The following is a 16,068-nucleotide window of genomic DNA, read 5'->3' as shown; positions in this document are numbered from 1 at the left end:
CGAGGAACCCTCATGACTCTCACGCAACATGACATCGACCAGGAGATCGCGGCCGAGCACGCCGCGTACGAGAAGCGGGTCGCCGACGGAGCCCCCGTCGAGCACCACCCGCGGCGCGACTACACGCCGTACCGCTCCTCGGTCCTGCGCCACCCCAAGCAGCCGCCGATCGCGATCGACGTCTCCAAGGACCCGGAGCTGGTGGAGCTGTCCTCCCCCGCCTTCGGCGAGCGGGACATCACCGAGATCGACAACGACCTCACCAAGCAGCACAACGGCGAGCCGATCGGTGAGCGCATCACCGTCTCCGGCCGGCTGCTGGACCGCGACGGACGCCCGATCCGCGGCCAGCTCATCGAGATCTGGCAGGCGAACTCGGCGGGCCGCTACGCCCACCAGCGCGAGCAGCACGACGCCCCGCTGGACCCCAACTTCACCGGCGTCGGCCGCACCCTGACGGATGACAGGGGCTTCTACGAGTTCACCACCGTCCAGCCGGGCCCGTACCCGTGGCGCCAGCACGTCAACGCCTGGCGGCCGGCACACATCCACTTCTCGCTCTTCGGCACGGCGTTCACCCAGCGGCTCGTGACGCAGATGTACTTCCCGAGCGACCCGCTGTTCCCGTACGACCCGATCATCCAGTCGGTGACGGACGACGCGGCCCGCCAGCGGCTGGTCGCGACCTACGACCACAGCCTGTCGGTGCCGGAGTTCTCGATGGGCTACCACTGGGACATCGTGCTCGACGGGCCGAACGCCACCTGGATCGAAGAAGGGCGCTGACCTGCCATGACGAAGATCGACACGAGCCGTCCCGAGACCGTGCTCCCGACCCCGTCGCACACGGTGGGCCCCTTCTACGGCCACGCCCTGCCCTTCCCGGGCGGCGGCGACATCGCCCCGCTCGGCCACCCCGACACGATCACGCTTCAGGGGTACGTCCACGACGGCGAGGGCAACCCGCTGCCGGACGCGTTCGTGGAGCTGTGGGGTGCCGACCCGGACGGCAACGTCCCGCAGGTCGACGGCTCGATGCGGCGCGACCCGGCAAGCGGCGGCTTCCTGGGCCGCAACGGCGTGGAGTTCACCGGCTGGGGGCGGATCCAGACGGATGCCAACGGCCACTGGAGCGCACGGACGCTGCGGCCGGGGGCGCGCGGGCAGAGCGCGCCGTACATCAGTGTGTGCGTGTTCGCGCGCGGGCTGCTGGTGCACCTGTACACCCGGATCTATCTGCCGGGCGACGACGCGGCGCTGGCCGCCGACCCGCTGCTCGCCCGGCTGGACGGGGCGCGCCGCGACACGCTGATCGCCGAGGACCGGGGCGATGGCACCTACCGTTTCGACATCCGCCTTCAGGGCGAAGGCGAGACGGTCTTCCTGGAGTTCCAGTGACTTCTGTCGATTCCGACGACACCGGCCTGCTCGCCCCCGGGTGGGCAGGCTCCCCCGCCGCCCACGCGACCGGCGACACGGCCTATCTCCAGGCCCTGCTCGACGCGGAGGCCGCCCTCACCCGGGCCCAGGCAGCCCTCGGCCTCGCCCCGGCCGAGGCGGCGGCCGCGGTGACGGAGGCGGCGGACGCCGGCCGATTCGACGTACGGTCCCTAGCCGAGCGGGCCCGTGCCGGCGGCAACCCGGTCATCCCCCTGGTCGCTGATCTGACGAAGGCGGTCGGTGACGCGTACGGCCCCTGCGTCCACCGGGGCGCGACCAGCCAGGACATCATGGACACGGCGACGATGCTGGTCGCCGTGCGCACGCTCGACCTGGTCCTCGGCGACCTCGGCCGTACGGAGCGGGCGCTGGCCCGGCTGGCCGCCGAGCACCGCGACACCGCGATGCCGGGACGGACGCTCACCCAGCACGCCGTACCGACGACGTTCGGGCTGAAGGCGGCCGGGTGGCGGTCGCTGGTGCTGGACGCGCGGGACCGGGTGGAGGCCGTACGGGACTCGCTGCCCGCCCAACTCGGGGGTGCGGCGGGGACGTTGGCGGCCTTCGGGGCGTACGGCGCGAGCGATCCGACCGCGCCTCCGGCGGCGTACGCCCGCGAGCTCGGCCTGCGGGCGCCCGATCTGCCGTGGCACACCCTGCGGACGCCCATCGCCGATCTCGCCGGCTGCCTCGCCTTCGCGGCGGGCGCGCTCGGCAAGATCGCCGTGGACGTCCTGACCCTCTCCCGCACCGAGATCGCCGAGGTCGCGGAGGGCAGTGGCGGCGGGTCGTCGGCCATGCCGCACAAGTCCAATCCCGTACGGTCCACCCTCATCGCATCCGCCGCACGGCGGGCGCCGCAGCTCGCGGCCACCCTGTACGGGTCGCTGACCGCGGAGGACGAACGGCCGGCCGGGGCCTGGCACGCCGAGTGGGAGCCGCTGCGCGAGCTGCTGCGACTGGTCGGCGGGGCCGCGCGGGACGCGGTCGAGCTGGCCGAGGGGCTGCGGGTGCGGGCCGACGTGATGCGGGAACACCTGGATCTCACCCACGGGTTGATCGTCTCCGAGCGGCTCTCCGCCGAGCTGGCCCCGGTGCTGGGCCGGGCCCGCGCCAAGGAACTGCTCACCCGGCTGGCGTCCGAGGGACGCCCGCTCGCCGAGGCACCCGAGCTGGCGGACGTCGACCTCGATCCCACCCACTACACCGGCTCCGCCGGAACCCTCACCGACCGTGCTCTGGAGCGACGTTGACCCACAAACTCCTCAACCACCGGACCGAAGGGCCCACTTCCGCTCCCCCGCTGCTGCTCGGACCCTCGCTCGGGACGTCGTACGCCCTCTGGGACAAGGTCGCGCCCGAGCTGTCGATCACCCATCGGGTGGTGCGCTGGGACCTGCCGGGGCACGGCGGATCCGCCGCCGACCTCATCGGGGCGGGCGCCACCGTCGGTGACCTCGCCCGCCTGGTGCTCACGCTCGCCGACTTGCTCGGCATCGAGCGGTTCGCGTACGCGGGTGTCTCGCTCGGCGGTGCGGTGGGGCTGCATCTCGCCGTGCACCACCCGGAGCGGGTCGACTCCCTGGCGGTGATCTGTTCGTCGGCGCACTTCAACGGTGCGAAGCCGTGGGAGGAACGGGCCGCGCTGGTGCGACGCGAAGGGCTGTCGGGGCTCGCCGAGAACGCGAACGCCCGCTGGTTCACGCCCGGGTTCACCGTGCCGGAGCTGGTCCAGGACCACCGGGACGCCGATCCGGCCGGGTACGCCGCCTGCTGTGACGCGCTCGCCGCCTTCGACCTGCGGGACCGCCTGCCGGAGATCTCCTCGCCGACCCTGCTGATCGCCGGACGCGAGGACCCCGCGACCCCGCCCGCGCATCTGCGGGAGATCGCGGACGCCGTGCCCGGTGCCGCGCTCGTCGAGATTCCGGGGGCCTCGCATCTGGCACCGGCGCAGTGTCCGGAGGCCGTGCTGACGGCCCTGCGCGCACACTTCGACCAGGGCGCCATGCGGGGAATGGAAGTGCGGCGCGAGGTGCTCGGCGACGCCCACGTCGACCGGGCGCAGGCCCGGCAGACCACCTTCACCGCGCGCTTCCAGGACTTCATCTCGCGCTACGCCTGGGGTGAGATCTGGACCGACCCCACGCTCACCCGCCGTGAGCGCAGCATGATCACCCTGACGGCGCTGGTCGCGCACGGCCACTACGACGAGCTGGCCATGCATGTGCGGGCGGCCCGGCGCAACGGGCTGACGCCGGAGGAGATCGGCGCCGTACTGCTGCAGACGGCCGTGTACTGCGGGGTTCCGGCGGCGAACTCGGCGTTCGCGGCGGCCCAGCGGGTGCTCGCGGAAGAGGAAGGGTGACCCTGCTGGTCGTAGCTTCAGCAGCATCTCGCGCATGCCTCCATCACGTGTCTACGGTGGAGGCATGTCCACGATTCTGATCACCGGCGCCACCTCCGGTCTCGGCCGGTACGTAGCCTTCGAGCTGGTCCGCTCGGGGCACGTCGTCCTCGCGCACGGGCGCGATCCGGGCCGTACGGAGCAGCTGGTCGAGGAGCTGCGCACCGAGGGCGACGCCGAGGGGTTCGTCGCCGATCTGGCCTCGCTGACGCAGGTGCGCGAGTTGGGCGCCCATGTCGCCGACGCGCATCCCGACCTGGACGTGCTGATCAACAACGCGGGCGTGGGAGCGGGCGCCCCCGGCACGGGACGCGAGCTGAGCGTCGACGGACACGAACTACGGCTCGCCGTCAACTACTTGGCACCGGTGGCGCTGACGCGCGCCCTGCTCCCGGTACTGCGTGCGAACACGCCCGCCCGGATCGTCAACGTCGGCTCGGTCGGCCAGGAACCCCTCGACTTCGACGACGTCGAGTTCCGACGCGGATACGACGGCTTCGCGGCGTACCGGCGAGCCAAATTCGCCCTGGCGGCCCATACCTTCGCCCTCGCCGAGGAGTTGGCGGACACCGGTGTCACCGTGAACGTGCTCCACCCGGCGACCTTCATGGACACGGCGATGGTGCGCGAAGGCGGGGTCACCCCCTGGAACACGGTGGCCGACGGCGCCCCGGGCGTCCTGGCCCTGGCGACCCAGGACCTGGGCACGGGCGCCTACTTCGACGGCACGAGCCCGTCCCGGGCGCACGAGGGGACGTACGACCCCGAAGTGCGCAAGCGGCTGGCCGCGGTCACCGATCAGCTGCTGGCCCTCTGACCCGTCTCACCCCACGCCCGACAGCAACGCCGTCTCCGCCTGCGCCACCAGCCCGTCCGCACCGCACGACCGCGCCAGCGTCAGCCCCCGCCGGAGCTCCGCGGACGAGCGGGCGACGATGCCGTACTCGACGCGGGCGGCCGCGTGTTCGTACTGGCAGGGCGAGGCCTCCAGATAGGTGACGGCCTGTTCGGCGAGGCGTACCGCGCGCTGGCCGGTCTCCAGGGCGGCGGCGCAGCGCAGGGCCTCGCCGATGGCGGTGTCGGTGCCGAAGCGCTCGGCGTGCCGCCGGACGTCGGTGGCGAGCCGGACGGCGCGCGCCGGGTCCACGCTCGCGAGGGCGCGGGCCAGGTCGACGGCCCAGGGGACCAGCACCGGGTTGTGGTGGCCGCGGACGGCCGCCGCCTTCTCCGCCTCCTCCAGTTCGTTGATGCCCTCCTGGGTGCGGCCGACCGCGAGGAGCAGGCGGCCGCGGACCGAGCGCGGGTCCGGCAGGACGATGGTGGACGGGTACGGCGGTGCGAAGCCGTACTGCTCGGCGATCTCCCAGGCCTCGTCGACATGGCCGCGGGCGAGCAGCGTGTCGACGAGGTTGCAGGTGGCGGACCAGTGCAGGGGCAGTCGGCGGCCGACGCGCTCGGCGAGCGCCAGCGACTTGCGCAGGGAGGTCTCGGCCTCGTGGAGCCGACCGCGCCTGCGGTGTCCGAGGCCGACGTAGGCGTGGGCCAGGGAGAGGTGGCCGCCGCTCCAGCCGGCGGACTCGTACGCGCGCAGGGCCTCGTTGTAGAGGGTCTCGGCGCGGTCGAGCCGGTCGGTGAAGGCGTAGGCGCTGGCGAGCATCATCGGCAGCTCGATGCCCCACTCGGTGTCGGTCCAGCCGAGGCCCGGCGCGAGGCGGCCGTTGACGAGCGCGCGGTCGCACACCTCGACGACCTCCTCGGCGTTCTCGCCGCGGGCCATGGCGTCGAAGCCGCGCAGCATGAGCAGGGCGCGCTCGGAGTTGTCCCGGCCGGTGCAGGTGCGGGCGAGTTCGGCGAGGCGCTCCCGACGGCGCGGCGAGGTGGCCTCGCCCGCGTGGATGCCCTCCCACATGAACTGCACCGCCTGCAGCCGCAGTTTGGCGGGGCCGGCCTCGTGCCGGGCGGCCTCCGCCTCGACGGTGCGGACCGCCTCCTCCAGCTGGTCGTTGTGCAGCAGTGCTTGGGAGAGGCGGCAGACGGCGTCGACGCGTTCACCGCCGTCCAGGCCGGGCATGGCGAGCGCGGTCTGGAGGTGGTCGACGGTGGTGGCGGGCGCGGTGAGCAGGGTGGCGCAGCCGAGTTCGTACAGCACGCGCGCGTGGACCTCGGGTACGGGCGGTTCCAGCAGGGCGCGCTCCAGGCAGCGGCGGGCCGCGTCGGGGGCGCCGACGCCGAGGTGTTCGCGGGCCGCCTCGCGCAGCTGCTCGACGAGTTCCTCGTCGCTGTCCGGGTGGACCTCCAGGAGGTGGCGGGCGGCGACCGCGGCTCCGCGTCCGTTGTCGGTGACGACGCGGGCGGCGATGCCGTGCATGGCGGTGCGCAGGGCGTCGGGGATGGAGTTGTAGACGGCGGAGGCGATCAGCGGGTGGACGAACTGCAGGTCGCCGTCGTCCGCCTGCGGGTTGGCGGGGTCGGGCACGGTGAGGATGCGGGCGGTGCGCAGCAGTTGGGCGCACCGCCCGGCGTCCTCGGTGCCCATCTGGGCCAGCTCCGCCACCAGGTCCACGGTGATCTCGGTGCCGAGGATCGCGGCCGCCCAGGCGAACCGGGTGGCCTCGACGCCGAGGTCCTTGAGCCTGGCGACCAGGCCGCCGCCGCGCGCCGCGCGGTTCAGGGCGCGCAGTTCGCCGGCGGCGGACTCGGTCGGCTCGAACTCGCTGTCCTGCACCTTGGCGAGGAGTTCGACGGTCTCGTACGGGTTGCCGCCGGTGACGGCCCAGACCTCGCGGCAGAACGGGGCGTCGGCGTGCGTGCCCAGGGTGGCGCGGGTGAGGCCGGCGGTCGCGTCCGGGGTGAGGGCGCTCAGGTTGGCGACGGAGCAGCCCGCGGCGGCGATCGCGTCGAGGTGGCGGGCGCTGTCGCCGCTGACCTCGCCGGGGCGGCGGGCGACCACGACCAGGACGTTCTGTTCGCCGAGGCGCTCGGCGAACGCGGCGAGCCAGCGCAGGGTCTCCTGGTCGGCCCAGTGGGCGTCGTCGATCAAGAGCACGAGCGGCCAGTCGCGCCGGGCCAGTCTGCGCACGGCGGCCACCAGGCCGTCGCACACGCCCTGGGGGTCGGCCTGGCGCTCGCCCGGGTCCGCTATGCCGAGGGCGGGTCCGGCGATGTCGTACCAGTCGCCGAGGTACTCGCGCGCCTCTTCCGGCATCAGCGACAGCAGCGCGGGCTGCAGCAACTGGCGTACGACGTTGAAGGGAACGGAACTCAGGGTCTCGCTGCCGCGGGCGGACCACACCGTGCAGCCGCGTGCCTCGGCGGTGCGGCGTGTTTCGGCCAGCAGCGCGGTCTTGCCGATTCCCGCCTCGCCCCGGAGCACCAGGAGGCTGCCCGAGGAGGACTTGTCGGCACACAGGGTGTCGAGGGCCCGCTCGACGGCGGCGAGTTCCTCGTCACGCTCCCACAGGGGAGCCGAGGCGGCCTGTGTGGGCCGTACCTCCGTCATCCCGCATCCTCCCCAAGTCGCCCGAACGACGTACAGACCTCGAGCGTAGCCGTCCGGCTGCCTAAGTGGAGGCCGGTCGGGGCACCTGTTGCCGTGATGGGTGACAGCGGGTGCGGGCGGGCGACGCGAAGGGCCCGCCACCTGCCCCGCTGGTACTTACCGATAGTCAAAAACCGTCGGCCGCACGACAGTCGAGAGGCGCCGGACATGACGCTGACTTCCCCTGATCGAGGCACGGTCCGGTCCCGCAAGGCCCTGGTCGCGGGGTCGGTGGGCAACTTCATCGAGTGGTACGAGTTCGGGGTCTACGGATACTTCGCGACGATCATCGCGGCGCGCTTCTTCACGCCGGAGGGCGGCAGCGAGGCCGAGGCGCTGGTGAAGACCTACGCGTCGTTCGCCCTGGCGTTCTTCTTCCGGCCGGTCGGCGCGGCCCTGTTCGGCCGGCTCGGCGACCGGATCGGACGGCGGCCGGTGCTGATCCTGGTGATCACGCTGATGACGGCGGCGACGACCCTGATCGGCGTGCTGCCGACGTACGCCACGGTCGGTGCCCTCGCCCCGTGGCTGCTGACGTTTCTGAGGGTGCTTCAGGGACTTTCGGCGGGCGGGGAGTTCGGTGGCGCGGTGTCGGTGATGACCGAGTTCGCGCCGCCCGGGCGGCGCGGGCTGTACGGGTCGTGGCAGTCGTTCACGGTGGCGCTGGGGCTGCTCGGCGGTGCGGGAGCGGCGGCGCTGCTCGCCACCGTGCTGTCCGAGGAGCAACTGGGCGACTGGGGCTGGCGGTTGCCGTTCCTGCTGACGCTGCCGCTGGGGCTGGGCGCCCTTTGGCTGCGGCTCAGGCTGGACGAGACGCCGGCGTTCCGGGCGGAGCGGGAGGCGGAGCGGCCGCCCCTGCGCGAGGTCGCGGGGGCGATCGCGCTGGGCGCCGGGCGGATCATGGGGTGGGCGGCGGCCGGGTACACCTTCCTGGTCGTGCTGCCCTCGTATCTGCAGTCCACGCTGGACGCGACCTTCCAGCAGGCCCTGATCGCCACCGTGCTGGCCAACCTGGGGTTTGCGCTGACGATCGTGCCGGCGGGATGGCTCAGCGACCGCTTCGGGCGGCGGACGGTGATGCTGACGGGGGCGGTGCTGGTGGTGGTCCTCGCGGTGCCGCTGCTCAACCTTCTTCAGGACCCGGGCGTTTCCCTCCCCGTGAAGGGTGCGGCGGTGGGTGGCGCGGGTGCCGTCGTGGGGCTGATGGCGGGACCCGGCCCGGCGATGCTCGCCGAGTTGTTCCCGACGACCGTGCGCTACACGGGGCTGGGACTCGCCTACGCCCTGTCCAATGCGGTGTTCTCGGGCTGCGCAGGGCTCATCATCACGGAGACGATCGAACGAACGGGGAGCGTGGACATCCCCGCGTACTACGCGGCGGCGACGTGCGCGGTGAGTGTTCTCGCTCTCATCAAGTCACCGCAGAGAAAGGCGAGTTGAACGCATGCGGGTGATCGGCCTGATGTCGGGCACGTCCTACGACGCCATCGACGCGGCGGCGGCCGAGCTGGCCCTCGTGGGCGACAGCCTCGTCCTGAAGCCGCTGGGGCTGGTGAGCGAGGCCTACGACGACACGCTGCGGCAGGCGCTCGCGGCAGCGCTGCCGCCGGGGACGACGTCGATGGCCGAGGTGTGCCGGCTCGACACGCGGATCGGGCAGGCCTTCGCGGCGGCAGCCGTCCGGGCGGACCGTGAACTGTGCGACGGGCGGGCCGAGTTGGTGGCTTCGCACGGGCAGACGGTGTACCACTGGGCCGAGGACGGCCAGGTGTACGGCACGCTGCAGCTCGGCCGGCCCGCCTGGATCGCCGAGGCGACCGGACTGCCCGTGGTCGCCGACTTCCGGCCGCGCGACATCGCCGCCGGCGGCCAGGGCGCGCCGCTGGTCAGCCTGGTCGACCTGCTGTGGCTGCGCGGCCGGCCGGGCACGCCCGTCGCCCTCAACCTCGGCGGCATCGCCAACCTCACGGCGCCCGACGGGACCGCCTTCGACACCGGGCCGGGCTGCGCACTCATCGACGCGGCCGCGACGGGGTTCAGCGGTGGGCGGCTCGCGTACGACGTGGACGGGGCGCTCGCCGGTCGCGGCAGCGTCCACGAACCGCTGCTGCGACGGCTGCTGGAGGAGCCGTACTACGCGCTGCCCGCGCCCAAGACGACCGGCAAGGAGCTGTTCCACCTCGGCCATCTGCGGGACGCGCTGGCCGGGTTCGGGACGCTGCCCGCCGAGGACGTCGTCGCCACCCTGACCATGCTCACAGCCCGTACGGTCGCCGACGCCGTGCGCGCGGTGGGCGCGACGGAGGTGATCGCCTCGGGCGGCGGGACGCGCAACCCGGTCCTCATGCGCATGCTCGGGCAGCGGCTGCCGGGGGTGGCGCTGCGCAGCTCCGACGAGTTGGGGCTGCCGTCGGCCGCGAAGGAGGCGTACGCCTTCGCCGTGCTGGGGTTTCTGACCGTGCACGGACTGCCCGGCACCGATCCGGCGGCCACGGGTGCCCGGCACGCGCGCGTGCTCGGTTCGATCACGCCGGGCCGGGACGGGCTGCGGCTGCCGCCGGCCGCTCGGGAGCGGCCCGTTCGGCTCGTCCTGGAGTGACTCGGGCCGGAATTTCGAAGCGCCGGAGCCGGATCCTCTCATCCGACTTTCACCGAGGCCTCATACGGTGGACCCATGACGCAGGTGACTCCTCCCGGCTGGTATCCCGACCCGGGCCAGAAAAGTGACGGTCCGCCCACCGAGCGCTGGTGGGACGGCAAGGCATGGACGGACCAGGTCCGGCCCGCGGGGTCGGCCGACGTATGGGGTCCGCCGGAGCAGCTGTCGGCCGACGGCGCGTATCCGTATCCGGTGCATCCGGGGTATCCCGGCCAACCGCCGTCGGGCGGGCGGCGCGGCCTGCGCACGGGCATAGCCGTGGGAGTGGCCGCGGCGGTCCTCGCGAGCATCGGCGTCGGCGTGTACGCGCTGACCGCCGACGACGGCTCGGGCGGCGGCAGCGCCAACTCCCAGCAGCAGGGCCCGGGCGGGCAGGGTGGCCAGGGCGGACAGGGCGGGCCCGGTGGCGGGCAGGGCGGGCCCTTCGGGGACTCCGGCGGTGGCAGTGGCGGCAGCGGCGGTGGTTCCGGTGGGCAGTCCCCCTCCCCCGGCGAGTCCGAGGCGCCGAGGGTGGAGAGCGGTTCGGTGACCGACCCGGTCAGCGGGATCAGCATCGCCATCCCGGACGGCTGGTACGGCCAGCAGATCAACTGGGGCGCGCAGGTGGCGTCGAACGAGACGTACAAGTGCCCCTCCGACACCTCCCAGACCTGCATGAAGGGCGGGGCCTACTCGGCGCCCGCGCTCGCGCTCCGCACCAAGGGCGACACGCCCGAGGAGGTCGCCAAGGCGGACATCGCGGCGAACGCCGAGGAGTCCTACGGCAAGGGGTACGGAGAGATCACCTCGCACGAGGTGCTGGCCTCCAAGGCGGTGACCGTGGCCGGGCAGAAGGGCTATCTGGTCCGCTGGAAGGCGGTCACCAGCAAGGGCGCCGACGGCTATGTCCAGTCGCTCGCCTTCCCCTCGCCCGTCAGTGAGCAGCAGATCGTCGTGGTCCGCATCGGCGTCGACGCCGGGGAGCAGTCGGTCATCGACGAGATCACCAAGGGCATCAAGGTGTCCACCGGCGGCGGCAGCGGCCAGGACATCTGAGCCGCGTTCCTCGTCGGACAGGAAACGGCCGGGTGGGGCGCCCCTCCGCTCAAGAGGAACCCCACCCGGCCGGGGGGTGCGCGCCGCCCCCGTCCCCACGGTGCGGCGCGGAACAGGTCACCGTCCAGTCATCCCGTGGACGGCGGCCTGAGTCTCAGGTCAGGCCGAGCGCCGGCAGCACGGCGGCCCGCACGAACCGGACGATGTATTCGGGGTCGGCGTCCTCGCCCTCCAGGACGGGACGTGCCCGCAGCACACCGAAGATCTGCGCCGGGATGTACTCCAGCGCCGGATGATCGGCGGCGACCTCCCCGCGCTCGACCCCGCGCCGCAGGATCTCCCGCAGCGCGTCGAGCTCGGGGTCGATGAGCGCCTCACGCAGGGCTTGCTGGAGTTCCGGGTCCTGCATGACGGCATGGCCGAGCGCCTGGAAGAGCCGGGTGTCCCTGCCGGACCACGCCCCCGCGGCCCGGGCGGCCTCGCACAGGTCGCCGGCGAGCGTGCCGGTGTCGATGCCCTCGAACCGGGTCCGCCGACTGGCGCGCAGCGCGGCCGCCACGAACTGCGGCTTCGTCTTCCACTGCCGGTAGAGCGTGGACTTGCTGCAGCGTGTGCTGGCGGCGACGCCCTCCATGGTGACGGAGTCGTAGCCGCACGCGCGGATCTGTTCGAGCACGGCGTCGAAGAACTCCCGCTCACGCTCAGGCGTGATCTTGGAGCGGCGCGAGGCGGCGACCGTCTCCGGTCCGTCCGCGGCCTGCGACGTCATCGGCTCTTCTCCTCACTCTGTGCGGCGGCCCCGCCGTGTGCGGGAGGCCGCGCTTCCAGTGTGTCGTACGTCTATCGAAACGCCACTGTACCGGAACGGGTCCGTATCGGTACAGTGGCGTATCGGTACAGAGGCGTTTCGGTACGTCGACGTATCGATGAGTTTGTCGAGCGCGCGCAGTCAGCAGCTCGACAAGCCCATCCAGCACCGCCCAGCACCACCCAGCACCACCCACCGTCAGCGAAAGGGCCGGGGGAATGAATGGCCGCACCGAGCCTGCTCAGGCGGAGACCGACGCGATAGCGCGGCCTCCCCTCGTCCGAGAGCTCCTGCTCGTCGTAGGACTCTTCCTCGTCTACAAGTTCGGCCGGCAACTCGCCACGGGCCACACCGCCGACGCCTTCCGCAACGCGGACCGGGTGTGGGACCTGGAACGAGCCGTCCGTCTGCCCGGCGAGGGCTCGGTGCAGAACCTGCTGCTGCACGGCGACACGCTCATGCACCTCGCGAACACCTACTACGCGACCGTCCACTTCCCGGCCACCGCGGCCTTCCTGATCTGGCTCTACCTGCGGCGCCCCGCGCACTACGTCTGGGCCCGCCGCGTCCTCGCCGCGGTCACCGCCGCCGCCCTGGTGGTGCATCTGACGTTCCCGCTCGCCCCGCCGCGCATGCTGGCCGCGACCGGCCTGATCGACACCGGGCAGGTCTACGGCCCCTCCGTGTACGGCTCGCCCGAGACCGACCACCTGTCGAACCAGTTCGCGGCGATGCCCTCGCTGCACTTCGGCTGGGCGCTGATGGTGGCGATCGGCCTGATCGTGGCGACCCGGTCGCGGTGGCGGTGGCTGTGGCTGCTGCACCCGCTGGTGACGCTGCTGGTCATCGTGGGCACGGCCAACCACTACTGGCTCGACGCGATCGTGGCGACGGCCATGCTCGGTCTCGCGCTCGCGGCGATCGACCTGCCGCGGCGCACGGCGACCACGGCCGGACGCGGCACCGACAAGCTCGTGCCGGCAGCCCGGGACGAGGAAGCCGCACTCGTGGGAGCGGGCCGATGAACGCCACCCTTCTCGCCGTCGTCCTGTCCCTGTTCTCCGCCGTCGCCTACGCCGCCGCGGCCGTCGCCCAGGAGCGGCTGGCCTCCCGCGCTCAGGGTTCGGGAACGCTGCGGCTGCTGGGCTCCGGCGCCTGGTGGGGGTCGGTCCTGCTCAACGGCTCCGGCGCGCTGCTGCACGTAGTAGCCCTGAAGTACGGTCCGCTGACCGTGGTGCAGCCGCTCGGCGCGCTCACCCTGGTGGCCGCGGTGCCGCTGGGCGCGCGTATCGCGGGGCGCCGGGTCAGCGCGGTCGAGTGGCGCGGTACGGCGCTGACGCTCGTCGGCCTGGCCGCGATCCTCGTCACGGCGTCCGGGCACGCGCCCGACGAGGTGCTGAGCACGTCCGAGGCGCTGGCGGTCGCGGCGGTGACGGTGGCGCTGATCGGCATGCTGTCGCGGCCGGGGGCCCGGCCGGGGCTGCGGCACGCGGGCGCGGCCGGTTTCGCCTCCGGGGTGGCCTCGGCGCTCACGCAGACCGTGACGGTGGCCCTGACCGACCACTCCGCCCCGCTGCTCAGCCTCCAGGTGGCCGGGGTGGCGCTGCTGGTCGCGGCCCTCGCGGCGAGCGGACTGCTGCTGTCGCAGACCGCCTACCAGGGTGGCCTGGGCGCCCCGCTCGCGGTGGTGACGCTGGCGAACCCGCTGGCCGCCGCGGTGATCGGGCTCGTCCTGCTCGGCGAGCGGTTGCAGGGCGGCGCGGCAGGCATCCTGCTGGCGCTGGCCGGGGCGGGGCTGGCGTCCTGGGGTGTGGTGCTGCTCACCCGGGCCACGCCGGAGCCCGCCTCGGACGAGGAGCACGTCGGTCCCGCGCCGGTCGACGAGCACCCCGTGGCCGCCGTACTGGCCCTGGAACCCGAATCGGCCAAGCCGGAACCCGCGTTGGTGCCCCGGCAACCGGAACCGGGACACCTCACAGCACTCTGATCCGGGCTACTCGGTGATGATCGCAGGGTCGCTCACGCCCGGCCGCCCGTTCTCGACGTGCCCGGCGAACCGCCGCAGGAACGCCGGGTCGCCGTCGCAGGTGACGGTCAGGTCGTACCAGCGCCGGCTCACCGCCAGGTCGACGGTGCGCCGCACGGTGGCGCCGGGCCGCACCGTCACCGTCGTGGGGCGACCGCCGTATCCGTCGGTGACCTTCAGGCCCACCGTGGCGGTGCCCTTGTTGGTGAAGGTCAGCTCTACGTCGTCGCCGGTGTGCCGGGCGGTGACCTCGGGACCGGCCGCCTTGTTCGAGCCCTTGAAGTAGCGCACGAAGCCGGCCGGGCCGTGCACGGTCAGGTCGTACGAGCCGTTCGAGTACGCCGCGTTCCAGGTGTCCGCGATGCTCTTGCCGGCCTCGGTGGTGTACGTCCAGGGGCCGTCGGTGCGGTTGCCGGAGGTGACGTGGAAGGCGGCACCGGCCTTGGCGCCGGAGGCGAAGGCGAGCGTGAACTTGCCGGCCGCCGCGTCGACCGACCCGTCCACGTGCGGGGCGTACTTGAGCGGACGGGAGGGACGCAGACCGCACTCCTGCCGAGGCATGTCCGGGCCGGCCGGCGGCGTCGGCTTGTAGTCGGGGTGCCGCTCGCGGTCCTGCGGCTCGTACTCGTCCGTCCCGGGCAGCGCGGCCGGGCGGCTGTCCTTGCGGGAGAAGTCGAAGGCCGAGGTCAGGTCGCCGCAGATGGCCCGGCGCCAGGGAGAGATGTTCGTCTCCTTGACGCCGAATCGGCGCTCCATGAACTGGAGGATCGAGGTGTGGTCGAGGGTCTCGGAGTTGACGTAACCGCCCTTGCTCCACGGCGAGACGACCAGCATCGGCACGCGCGGACCGAGACCGTAGGGGCCGGCCGGGCGCTTGCTGTCGCCCGGGTAGAGGTCGAGGGAGACGTCGACCGTGGACTTGCCCCGCGAGGCGTCCTTCGGCGGGAGCGGCGGCACCACGTGGTCGAAGAAGCCGTCGTTCTCGTCGTACGTGATGAACAGGGCGGTCTTGGACCAGACCTCCGGGTTGGAGGTGAGCGCGTCCAGCACCTGGGCGATGTACCAGGCACCGTAGTTGGAGGGCCAGTTGGAGTGCTCGGAGAAGGCCTCGGGGGCGGCGATCCAGGAGATCTGCGGCAGCTTGCCGGCCTTGACGTCGGCCTTGAGGCGGTCGAAGTAGCCGTCGCCGCTCTTGGCGTCGGTGCCGGTGCGGGCCTTGTCGTACCAGGGGTCACCGGGCCCCGCGTTGCGGTACTTGTTGAAGTACAGCAGCGAGTTGTCGCCGTAGTTGCCGCGGTAGGCGTCCTCGATCCAGCCCCAGGAGCCGGCCGCGTCCAGGCCGTCGCCGGTGTCCTGGTAGATCTTCCAGGAGATGCCCGCCTGCTCCAGGCGCTCGGGGTAGGTCGTCCAGCCGTAGCCGAGCTCGTCGTTGCCGAGGACCGGGCCGCCGCCGGTGCCGTCGTTGCCCGTGTAGCCCGTCCACATGTAGTAGCGGTTCGGGTCGGTCGAGCCGATGAAGGAGCAGTGGTAGGCGTCGCAGACGGTGAAGGCGTCGGCGAGGGCGTAGTGGAAGGGGATGTCCTCGCGGGTCAGGTACGCCATGGTCGTGGTGCCCTTGGCGGGGATCCACTTGTCGTACTTGCCGCCGTTGTAGGCCTGCTGGCCGTCGGTCCAGCCGTGCGGCAGGCCCTCCAGGAACTGCATGCCCAGGTCGTCGGCGTCCGGGTGGAACGGCAGGATGTCCTTGCTGCCGTCCGACTGGTGCCAGATCGACTTGCCGCCGTCGTGCGCCACCGGGCGCGGGTCGCCGAAGCCGCGGACGCCGCGAAGCTTGCCGAAGTAGTGGTCGAAGGAACGGTTCTCCTGCATCAGGACGACGATGTGCTCGACGTCCTCGATCGACCCCGTGCGGTGGTTCGCCGGGAGTGCGGCGGCCCGCTGGATGGAGCTCGACAGAGCGGTGAACGCCGTTGTCGCGCCCGCGAGTTGCAGGAATCGGCGCCGGTTGACTTCGGGCATGAGTGAGGGACCTCTTCCCATAGAGGGGGATTTGACCGGCCGGTGGTGACGGAATGCGCGCGGAAGGAGTGTTCCAGGAGCACCAAACGTCAGGGAAGGGTCTGGTGGCGCTCGTGTGAAAGTCGTCGGTACGGGA

13 protein-coding genes are annotated in these 16,068 nt (G+C 72.5%); 10 read left to right on the top strand and 3 right to left on the bottom strand.

Going from position 1 to position 16,068, the window contains the following annotated elements:
* Nucleotides 1-12: 12 nt before the first annotated feature.
* The 5 genes from pcaH (at nt 13) to PBV52_RS41950 (ending at nt 4,664) form a co-directional block, all read left to right on the top strand.
* A complete protein-coding gene (gene pcaH / locus PBV52_RS41970) occupies nt 13-786 on the top strand; it encodes a protocatechuate 3,4-dioxygenase subunit beta (protein ID WP_274246260.1) in 774 nt (257 codons plus the stop codon).
* A gap of 6 nt (nt 787-792) precedes the next feature.
* Nucleotides 793-1,398, top strand: a complete 606-nt coding sequence (gene pcaG / locus PBV52_RS41965; RefSeq protein ID WP_274246259.1) for a protocatechuate 3,4-dioxygenase subunit alpha — start codon at nt 793-795, stop codon at nt 1,396-1,398.
* Nucleotides 1,395-2,693 carry a 3-carboxy-cis,cis-muconate cycloisomerase gene (pcaB, locus tag PBV52_RS41960; RefSeq protein ID WP_274246257.1) on the top strand — a complete coding sequence of 433 codons (1,299 nt, stop codon included), beginning with the start codon at nt 1,395-1,397 and terminating at the stop codon, nt 2,691-2,693. The genes pcaG and pcaB overlap by 4 nt, the downstream gene beginning before the upstream one ends.
* Nucleotides 2,690-3,808, top strand: coding sequence for a 3-oxoadipate enol-lactonase (pcaD, locus tag PBV52_RS41955; protein ID WP_274246255.1), 1,119 nt, complete (start codon nt 2,690-2,692; stop codon nt 3,806-3,808). The genes pcaB and pcaD overlap by 4 nt, the downstream gene beginning before the upstream one ends.
* Before the next feature lie 64 nt (nt 3,809-3,872).
* Nucleotides 3,873-4,664 (top strand): SDR family NAD(P)-dependent oxidoreductase, encoded by a 792-nt coding sequence (locus tag PBV52_RS41950; protein WP_274246253.1) that lies wholly within the window; start codon nt 3,873-3,875, stop codon nt 4,662-4,664.
* A gap of 6 nt (nt 4,665-4,670) precedes the next feature.
* Here PBV52_RS41950 and PBV52_RS41945 read toward each other — a convergent pair whose 3' ends face one another.
* The gene (locus PBV52_RS41945) at nt 4,671-7,346 is read right to left on the bottom strand and encodes an AAA family ATPase (RefSeq protein WP_274246233.1); all 2,676 of its coding nucleotides are present in this window, start codon (nt 7,344-7,346) and stop codon (nt 4,671-4,673) included.
* Between the two features lie 207 nt (nt 7,347-7,553).
* Between PBV52_RS41945 and PBV52_RS41940 the strand changes: the two genes are divergently transcribed.
* From PBV52_RS41940 to PBV52_RS41930, 3 genes are all read left to right on the top strand, one after another.
* A complete protein-coding gene (locus PBV52_RS41940; RefSeq protein WP_274246231.1) occupies nt 7,554-8,825 on the top strand; it encodes an MFS transporter in 1,272 nt (423 codons plus the stop codon).
* 4 nt (nt 8,826-8,829) lie between these two features.
* Nucleotides 8,830-9,984 (top strand): anhydro-N-acetylmuramic acid kinase, encoded by a 1,155-nt coding sequence (locus PBV52_RS41935; protein ID WP_274246229.1) that lies wholly within the window; start codon nt 8,830-8,832, stop codon nt 9,982-9,984.
* A gap of 75 nt (nt 9,985-10,059) precedes the next feature.
* Nucleotides 10,060-11,079 (top strand): DUF2510 domain-containing protein, encoded by a 1,020-nt coding sequence (locus PBV52_RS41930; protein WP_274246228.1) that lies wholly within the window; start codon nt 10,060-10,062, stop codon nt 11,077-11,079.
* A 154-nt stretch (nt 11,080-11,233) separates the two neighbouring features.
* Here PBV52_RS41930 and PBV52_RS41925 read toward each other — a convergent pair whose 3' ends face one another.
* Complete coding sequence (locus PBV52_RS41925) at nt 11,234-11,848, bottom strand: TetR/AcrR family transcriptional regulator (protein ID WP_274246225.1); 615 nt, start codon at nt 11,846-11,848, stop codon at nt 11,234-11,236.
* Nucleotides 11,849-12,105: 257 nt separating this feature from the next.
* Here PBV52_RS41925 and PBV52_RS41920 point away from each other — a divergent pair, with 257 nt between their 5' ends.
* A complete protein-coding gene (locus tag PBV52_RS41920) occupies nt 12,106-12,912 on the top strand; it encodes a phosphatase PAP2 family protein (protein WP_274246223.1) in 807 nt (268 codons plus the stop codon).
* Nucleotides 12,909-13,874 carry a DMT family transporter gene (locus tag PBV52_RS41915; protein ID WP_274246221.1) on the top strand — a complete coding sequence of 322 codons (966 nt, stop codon included), beginning with the start codon at nt 12,909-12,911 and terminating at the stop codon, nt 13,872-13,874. The genes PBV52_RS41920 and PBV52_RS41915 overlap by 4 nt, the downstream gene beginning before the upstream one ends.
* A gap of 6 nt (nt 13,875-13,880) precedes the next feature.
* Here PBV52_RS41915 and PBV52_RS41910 read toward each other — a convergent pair whose 3' ends face one another.
* Nucleotides 13,881-15,932: a phosphocholine-specific phospholipase C gene (locus PBV52_RS41910; protein WP_274246219.1), complete on the bottom strand. Its 2,052-nt coding sequence runs from the start codon at nt 15,930-15,932 to the stop codon at nt 13,881-13,883.
* Nucleotides 15,933-16,068: the final 136 nt, after the last annotated feature.

Source organism: Streptomyces sp. T12, assembly GCF_028736035.1.
Classification (GTDB): Bacteria; Actinomycetota; Actinomycetes; order Streptomycetales; family Streptomycetaceae; genus Streptomyces.
This window is presented reverse-complemented; position numbering and strand designations above follow the sequence as displayed.

What these genes read in the sequence shown, in the direction of transcription:
- PBV52_RS41950 (WP_274246253.1), top strand. Translation starts at nt 3,873, where the DNA reads ATGTCCACGATTCTGATCACCGGCGCCACCTCCGGTCTCGGCCGGTAC.
- pcaH (WP_274246260.1), top strand. Translation starts at nt 13, where the DNA reads ATGACTCTCACGCAACATGACATCGACCAGGAGATCGCGGCCGAGCAC.
- PBV52_RS41935 (WP_274246229.1), top strand. Translation starts at nt 8,830, where the DNA reads ATGCGGGTGATCGGCCTGATGTCGGGCACGTCCTACGACGCCATCGAC.
- PBV52_RS41925 (WP_274246225.1), bottom strand. Translation starts at nt 11,848, where the DNA reads ATGACGTCGCAGGCCGCGGACGGACCGGAGACGGTCGCCGCCTCGCGC.
- PBV52_RS41920 (WP_274246223.1), top strand. Translation starts at nt 12,106, where the DNA reads ATGAATGGCCGCACCGAGCCTGCTCAGGCGGAGACCGACGCGATAGCG.
- PBV52_RS41945 (WP_274246233.1), bottom strand. Translation starts at nt 7,346, where the DNA reads ATGACGGAGGTACGGCCCACACAGGCCGCCTCGGCTCCCCTGTGGGAG.
- PBV52_RS41915 (WP_274246221.1), top strand. Translation starts at nt 12,909, where the DNA reads ATGAACGCCACCCTTCTCGCCGTCGTCCTGTCCCTGTTCTCCGCCGTC.
- pcaG (WP_274246259.1), top strand. Translation starts at nt 793, where the DNA reads ATGACGAAGATCGACACGAGCCGTCCCGAGACCGTGCTCCCGACCCCG.
- PBV52_RS41940 (WP_274246231.1), top strand. Translation starts at nt 7,554, where the DNA reads ATGACGCTGACTTCCCCTGATCGAGGCACGGTCCGGTCCCGCAAGGCC.
- PBV52_RS41930 (WP_274246228.1), top strand. Translation starts at nt 10,060, where the DNA reads ATGACGCAGGTGACTCCTCCCGGCTGGTATCCCGACCCGGGCCAGAAA.
- PBV52_RS41910 (WP_274246219.1), bottom strand. Translation starts at nt 15,932, where the DNA reads ATGCCCGAAGTCAACCGGCGCCGATTCCTGCAACTCGCGGGCGCGACA.